The sequence below is a fragment of the Microcystis sp. M_OC_Ca_00000000_C217Col genome, assembly GCF_007095585.1.
In the GTDB taxonomy this organism is placed as follows: Bacteria; Cyanobacteriota; Cyanobacteriia; order Cyanobacteriales; family Microcystaceae; genus Microcystis; species Microcystis panniformis.
In genome coordinates this window covers 1-7,087 of record NZ_SFBV01000126.1, presented here as the reverse complement: position 1 = coordinate 7,087, position 7,087 = coordinate 1, and the positions used below count along the sequence as shown (strand labels likewise).

Sequence of the window (7,087 nt, the reverse complement as noted above, 5' to 3'; positions counted from 1 at the left end):
AATCAATTATTGAAAATAGTTCTCAATAGTATTCTCTACAATGACAGTTTTTCGTAAAAACATCTTGGGGAATGTAAAAACATATAAAAATATATGAAGATGTGCGGAATGTCGGTTAAAAATAAGGGAATTAAGCTACCTAAATTAGGGGTTGTAAAAGCTAAGATTTCTCAAGTGATAAACGGCAAAATTAAATCCGTAACTGTTTCTAAAACCAGTACAGATAAATATTTTGCTGCCATCTTGTTTGAGATGGATGACTCAACAACCATTGAAAAACTAAAAATATCAGGGATAGACCTAGGTTTATCTTCTTTAGTTACGGTTTTTGATGGTGAAACAACCTACAAGATTGACCCAATCAAACCTACCAGAAAATATGCTAAACGTTTAAAGCGGAGACAACAAGCATTGTCTCGTAAAGCCAAGGGGTCTAATAATCGCCAAAAAGCCATTAAGGAGGTAGCCAAGGTTCACGAAAAGATAGCAAATACTAGACAAGATTTTCTTCATAAACTCTCCAGAAAGTTGTGCGATGAAAACCAAATCGTTGTAGCCGAGAATCTGAATATTAAAGGGTTAGCAAGGACTAAATTAGCCAAATCAATACATGACGATGGTTTGGGTATGTTGCTTAATTTCTTGGATTACAAGCTAGAAAGAGAGGGAGGAAAACTTGTAAAAGTTGACAGGTTTTATCCGAGTACAAAACTCTGTTCTTGCTGTGGATTTAAAAATGATTCGTTGACTCTCAGTATTCGTGAATGGATTTGTCCAGAATGTAAGAGTCATCACGATAGAGATGAAAACGCAGCCAAGAATTTAAGGGAAGAAGGTATGAGAATACTGTCAACAAATACCGATGGACAGTCGGAATTTCAAGCTTGGGGAGAAACTGTAAGACTCCTTGGTACTTGTACCCAAAAGCGGGTTTGGGGTGAATCAAGAATCCCCCGTCACAGCGTCAGCTTGACGGCGGGAGTGTCAAATGTTGGGCATTCATCTCATCCCTAAAAGCGAGGGACTTCTAGCGAGGGAATTCTGCTGACACTAAGTTAAATTCTTTTTCCCAAACTCACGCCCGCTAAACCAAAGGCTAACAGAGCAAGCAAGGAAGAAGGTTCGGGGATTTTGGTTCCTGCAAACTGAATCTCTGAGAAGCCAATGCGATTGTTTGCGGTGGCGTTACCCGCATTTCTCACAAATTGAGTTGGGAAGCTGATTTGGATGCAGAAAATTGCGGTTATTTGTAAATCAGAAAGAATTCTCAAATTGGGAAACAAGAATCTGACTAAACTAGCCAAAAAGCTGGCAAAAAATTGGCTAAAATTGAGTCAATCAGCCAAATTTCTCACGACAAAATAGACTGAATTATCTTCTCAGCCTGGGAACCAACTATTTAGTTATTTTTGCAACCCTAAGATTTATCCAGTATCAGTCAGAGCTTGAATTCTAGAATAAGCTATCGCTAAGATATCTTGAGAGGGACAAGCACTAGCGATCGCTATTAAAATCCTCCTGACACTCATCGTAATTCTCGCCCCTAATTTCAGGAAACTGAGGCGAATTGTGCCGACAGTCGCTTGAGCAAAAGAGGTGTTAGATAAACAATGTTGACGAAAAGCCTGCATTAAGACATAAGCCATTGAGGATAACCAAAGTCTTAATTGATTACTCTCGAATGTCTGAGTCGAAGTTCGGTCGGCGAATAAATCCAATTGTTGCTCTTTAAGCCGATTTGACCTCTCACCTCTGGGGCAATATTTCTCAGTATAAAGTTTAGATGGAGGTATTTTTGAAGCTGGTAAAGACGTGACAACATGACGAATTTTTAAACCCTCACTGCCCTGAGAAACTTTGGTGACTACTCTTCTTTGACGACTCCAAGATTTTTCAGTTTGATAGCATAAAGAACGATACCAAGTGGAATCAGGGACTAATTTTCTGACCAATTCTAAGTCTTCTTCTTTCGCAAAAAGCGTCTCCATTAATTCAACTACAGGTTCAAGTCTCTGTTCATAATCTCTCTTAGATTTCTCAATTATATCTGAGGCTCGTAACTTTAATTGGTTATTAGTTCCCATTGCTATAGCATAGTCAACTCGGTCTTCTTCCTCACAGAATTTAAAGATTTCTTCCCGAGCGTAGGCACTATCAGCTCGCAGTAAGATTTGAGTGGTTGGCCATTTTTCTCTAATTAATTCAATGACTCTTTGTAATTCCTCTAAGGCCCCATCGGCTGGATCTACATTAGAAGAACGGAGTTTAGCTACTAATAAATGATGCCCACAAAATATAGACAAAGGCGCATAACATACTCCGTTATAATAAGTATTGAAAAAGGCTCCCTCTTGATTACCATGTACTTGATCATCTGTTACATCCATATCCAAAATAATTTGACGAGGAGGATTTTTATAAGATCGTAAAAAGATGTCAACAAAAAGTTTTTCTATCTTTTTTGGGTCCTGTTCAATACGATGATAACGACTTTCTTCTTGATTGAGAATAGTTTCGGGACAATATTCCAGTCGATTAATTGTACTTTTCCCCGCTAAACTCCCTTGATTTGATTCAATGAAATCAAGTTTTTTTAAAGCAATGGCTAAGGCTGGGTCATGCCGGGGGCATAAATCGACTAAATCCTTATCTGGCAAGAGACTTAATTGATTAGTTCGCTCTAGAGCAAAAACAATTGACAAAAATCGCCAAATGCCTTTCTACATAAAGGTTCCATCCCTTGTAACCCTCGTCCATTGCATAACACAAACCGAAGAGCCGTGATCATTAACATCTTCATAACCTAAGATAAGTCCATAAATTCTTTGAGAGACTAATTGATGAACTGAATAATCTATATAAGATAAACTTCTATGATCTTGAAAACCCTCAGCGAATTTATCGCTAATTTTTAGTTTTTTATCTAACTCTGCCATTAAGATAATTCCAGCATCTGAGGTGATTCTCCCTCCCTCAAAATTAGCGATTATTTCTTTCCCTTTGATTCTTCCAAAGTTGAGTTGGTGGCTGATTTTTTGGCTAGGATTAGAAGTCATAAATTGGTCGTACTTAAATTATTCTATTCCTAAATTGTAGCAGATTGTGTGGCTTTTTTTAACGTATAATTTTTAATTAAACAATTAATTTATCTAAAAAATACGCACTTAGAACATTTTTTATCTAATGTCTAATTGATTATGATCTTCAGTCTTGAACGGTCAACACACTGTTGTTTTTATTCCGAGGCGATCACTGGATTCAAACCCTTATCCAGTAAGACTTCTGGGATTAGTGATCGCATTTTTTGTGAGAAATGCGGGGTTAGTGAACCCCCCAAAGTTACTCAGATTAGTAAATCTAACATTAGTCGCAGCGACTGAGGTAAAACTGAACTGCTGTGCGGGCTGAAGCAAAGGTGTAGTACCAAAAAGTCCTTTTGCAAAGGAAGCCAGAGCGCCACTCAGGGTACTCCAAGTTGTTCCACCGTTGTTGGAGTATTGAATCGTCACATCTTTAATTCCCTGATTGGCAAGCTCCTCAGTCGTATTGCCAAGGTTCCAGAAAGTAAACCCAGATAGATTATAGCTACCATTGAGATTAAAAGTGATAGTACCTGAGGGAATTGTGGTGCCCTCCGTGTTAGTTAAAATACCTGACCGCCAAGAATTACCAGTCTGCGACGGCACATGATTTCCCGTAAGACTGGGAGTGTTACTGGGCAGCCCTTTGCCGTTGACGGTATCGATTAGATTCCAATTAGCCTGTCCTGTTATGGTCGTTGAGGCAGTGACTCCAGGAATTAGAGTAGCAGCTTGGGCGTTTTGTGCCACACCCCACATTAAGCCGAAAGTGGCAGTGGACAAAACAAGGGTTTTGATAGTGAGTTTCACGGGAAAATCTCCTTAAAAGGCTAGGTACAGTCAAAAGGGTACAACGTACCCTCCCACATCGTATTTGTTTTTTTTGACAATGTCCACTACTTTTGATGTAGATTTTTTTACTATTCTATGTTAGGGGAATCGGGGGACAGGGGGAAAACGCCCATCTGGCTGGTGGCGCAGTTAGGAAAGTCAGAAGCCAGAAATCGGGTGGGGAAGAAATTCTGTCTTCTGCCTTGATGGCGGGCAATCTGCCTACTGATGAGATTCTAGCCTCGTGGTTTTGCTATTGTCCCCATCCGAGAATAAATCATCGCTAAATAGATCATCAAGGGGCAGTTCTTCGTCAGAAGGTAAGGATTCTAGATTAGCCATTTCTTCATTATCCAACATACTGAAGAAATCTAGTTCTTCTTGGTCACTCGCAACAGAAGCAACATTTTGGCGGTTAGATGCAACTGTGGGGGTTTCTTCCGCAAAATAATCGAATAATTCGGGGTTATTGCTGTCATCGGTATCAGCAAATAAGTCATCGAGAAAATTTTGGTTATCAGCGAATTTTTCGGCATCGGTGGCTAATAAATCAGAGAAACTGGTGTCACTGCTAACGGTTTCTTGAATCTGACCGTAATTACCCGATAATTCTTCTAGGCTACCGATAGTTCTCGTTTCTTCCTCTAATGTTAAACTATTGAGAAATTCTATCTCAGCAGCGGACATCTCCCAGTCAGAGATTGCTGGTTCTGCCATGACGGGAAAATCTTCGCTCTCAGTCATTTCTGGAGAAACTAAGGTTTCTTCTGGGCTGTTTAAACCGTCAAATGTCTCCTGGTCAACGGAGGTTTCTAGGGGCATTTCAGGGGCAAATTCTGGTTCCAATCCTAGGTTTTCTTCAGTGATAAAACCATCAAAAGGATTCATATCACTGTTGAATTCTGGTTCGGAAATGGACGTTTCTAGTGGCGTTTCAGGGGCAAATTCTGGTTCCAATCCTAGGTTTTCTTCGGTGATAAAACCATCCAAAGGATTTATTTCTTCGTCCCTGGGGCTATCGGGGAAATCATCCCAGGGTTCGACGATTTCAGTGGTTCGATCATCCACTACTGCTTGGCGGGCATTTTCTAGTCCTAACAGTTGGCTTTGATAACTCTGTTCTAGTTGTTGAATTTGCCACTGATAGCCCTCTTCTAATTCTAGAATCTGCGCCTGTTGACTTTGACGCAGGGCTTCTATTTCCCCTTGCTTCCCGTCTATAATCTCTTGTATTTGACTTTGGTAGCTTTGGCGCAATTCCTCGATTTTAGCCTCGTATTCCTGTTCAAGTTGCTGAATTTGGGTTTTATCGGCGACTTCCACTGCTTGAGCGGCAGTGGCGCTGGCTGCCCCTTGTACACGTCCTTGGCTATCTTCTAACTCTTTCTGCAATTTAGCCACTTCTTCTCTATAGGTGGCTTCGATATTGCGAATCCGTTCTTCGGAGAGAGCGAGTTGTTTTAACTGTCCTTTGCTGTCTTTTAACTCCGCTTCGGTTGCACCTAAAGCCGTCCGAATTTTCTGATATTTTTGCCGTTCTTCCTTGATTTTTCCCTCTTGGAGGGCATATAAAGCCCCACCCCCGATCGCACCTCCACCGACAAAACCGATTAAAATATCGAAGATATTCATTATGGGATTCCTCCTCTAGGAAAATTTACTTTATAATATGCCCAATTTCAGAGGATAATTCACAAGGGGCAAATGTGGTCAGTGTTTTCCGCCGCTCTTTATGCTGATTGCTTTTGATTGTGGCAGCAATTATCAGAAAAAGAAAGCAAATATTCAGTTTTTTATCGGCAAATGTTCACCATTAGGGCAGTTATCTCGATGGTGAGGTACAAAGTCTCTGGTTTTAGGGCGGGGTTAGTGACACCTCGTCTTTGTGAGAAACGCTTTCATCGGTGTTCGCCAAGACATTTTACTGAAGCTGCATTTCCCGATAAGCTTGATAAACGCCGCGCACATTGTACCAATTGAGAAAAATGCGGGCAATTTCTAGGGCTAATTGCGGTTTACCTCGATCGATTAACCATTGTAACAGCGGGGAGAGGCTGCGTTCATTCAGGGTTCCCCCTAGGGAAAGTAAACCCCACAACAATCGGTGAATCCAAGTCATTTGAATCATCATCCGCACTTCCCAGGTGGGATGTTTTTGATAAAAAAGCACTCCCATTCGTCCCCGTTGAATTTCCTTATCGATGAGATTGGGAATTTGAGCGAGACTAAAGGGGGGATGCCAATGATAACCGACGGCTTCGGGACATTTAATTAATTTTAGTCCCAATTGCTTCAATCTCACCCCTAATTCTAAATCTTCCCAACCGTAGAGTTGAAACTGAGTATCAAATAATCCCGCCGCTAATAACCATTTTTTAGCGATCGCCACGTTGCCCGTGGCAAAATAGGCAGCGGAGAAATCGGTGATTTTATAGGGTTCACTGGTGGGATGCTCGAAGTTACAGGTATTAATGACACTGCCGTAGGTAAATAAGCGATCGCTGCTGAGACTTTCTGCCCCGGCGGTTAAAGCGTCGGCGTGAGCTTGCAGAAAATTTTCTGTCACTACCAGATCGCTATCGATAAAAATAATCGTATCACCACTAGCTTTTTCTACCCCTAGATTCCTAGCGATCGCTGGTCCGCCGTGATCCTGTTGCCACAGTTGCAGATGGGGTAAATTAGCCTTTTGAGTTTCTAGCCAAGCGATCGTCCCATCGGTAGAGCCATCATCGACAAGGACTATTTCGTAGTTTTCCACCTTATTATCGGTTAAACGCTGATTTTCTAGGGCGAGTAAACATTTTTTTAAGATTGCTTGGCGATTGTAGGTAGGGATGACAACACTGATCAGCACGCGCATTCGGGGGTCAAGATTACCGTTTCAGCTTACCAAATAACTTGGGTTCCTTGATTAGACCTCCTGCAAAAATCAACAATCTTTATTCAGGATTCAGTTATCAGTTATCAGTTATCAGTTATCAGTTATCAGTTATCAGTGGGTAAGTTATCAGTGGGTAAGTTATCAGTCAATAGTATTAAGCGATAAGCTCGGAGCGGGAGCATCTCACCTTTGCAATAAGCATAAATACTTAGTAGAAAAATAGGCTTTTCGAGGGTAATTCTTGTTTTAATTCTCCATGTACGCGGTCTTTAAAAGCCTCTATTTCGTTCCA

Annotated in this window: 4 protein-coding genes and 3 pseudogenes; 1 reads left to right on the top strand and 6 read right to left on the bottom strand. The window is 41.0% G+C overall.

The features are described 5' to 3' along the window. Positions 1–108: 108 nt before the first annotated feature. Positions 109–1,014 (top strand): RNA-guided endonuclease InsQ/TnpB family protein, encoded by a 906-nt coding sequence (locus EWV66_RS07585; RefSeq protein WP_287115930.1) that lies wholly within the window; start codon positions 109–111, stop codon positions 1,012–1,014. A 41-nt stretch (positions 1,015–1,055) separates the two neighbouring features. Here EWV66_RS07585 and EWV66_RS07580 read toward each other — a convergent pair. The 6 genes and pseudogenes from EWV66_RS07580 to EWV66_RS07555 form a co-directional block, all read right to left on the bottom strand. Then, a pseudogene (locus EWV66_RS07580) lies at positions 1,056–1,181 on the bottom strand (PEP-CTERM sorting domain-containing protein); the annotation flags it as partial. Between the two features lie 243 nt (positions 1,182–1,424). Further along, positions 1,425–2,624, bottom strand: a pseudogene (locus EWV66_RS07575) (IS1380 family transposase); the annotation flags it as partial. 156 nt (positions 2,625–2,780) lie between these two features. Next, positions 2,781–3,056 (bottom strand): annotated as a pseudogene (locus tag EWV66_RS07570) (transposase); the annotation flags it as partial. 210 nt (positions 3,057–3,266) lie between these two features. Next, positions 3,267–3,890 (bottom strand): hypothetical protein, encoded by a 624-nt coding sequence (locus EWV66_RS07565; RefSeq protein ID WP_052276934.1) that lies wholly within the window; start codon positions 3,888–3,890, stop codon positions 3,267–3,269. A 243-nt stretch (positions 3,891–4,133) separates the two neighbouring features. After that, a complete protein-coding gene (locus tag EWV66_RS07560; protein ID WP_052276935.1) occupies positions 4,134–5,543 on the bottom strand; it encodes a hypothetical protein in 1,410 nt (469 codons plus the stop codon). A 289-nt stretch (positions 5,544–5,832) separates the two neighbouring features. After that, on the bottom strand, positions 5,833–6,774 hold the full coding sequence (locus tag EWV66_RS07555; RefSeq protein ID WP_002788812.1) for a glycosyltransferase family 2 protein: 942 nt from the start codon (positions 6,772–6,774) through the stop codon (positions 5,833–5,835). Positions 6,775–7,087 lie beyond the last annotated feature (313 nt).

What these genes read in the sequence shown, in the direction of transcription:
- EWV66_RS07585 (WP_287115930.1), top strand. Translation starts at nt 109, where the DNA reads ATGTCGGTTAAAAATAAGGGAATTAAGCTACCTAAATTAGGGGTTGTA.
- EWV66_RS07560 (WP_052276935.1), bottom strand. Translation starts at nt 5,543, where the DNA reads ATGAATATCTTCGATATTTTAATCGGTTTTGTCGGTGGAGGTGCGATC.
- EWV66_RS07555 (WP_002788812.1), bottom strand. Translation starts at nt 6,774, where the DNA reads ATGCGCGTGCTGATCAGTGTTGTCATCCCTACCTACAATCGCCAAGCA.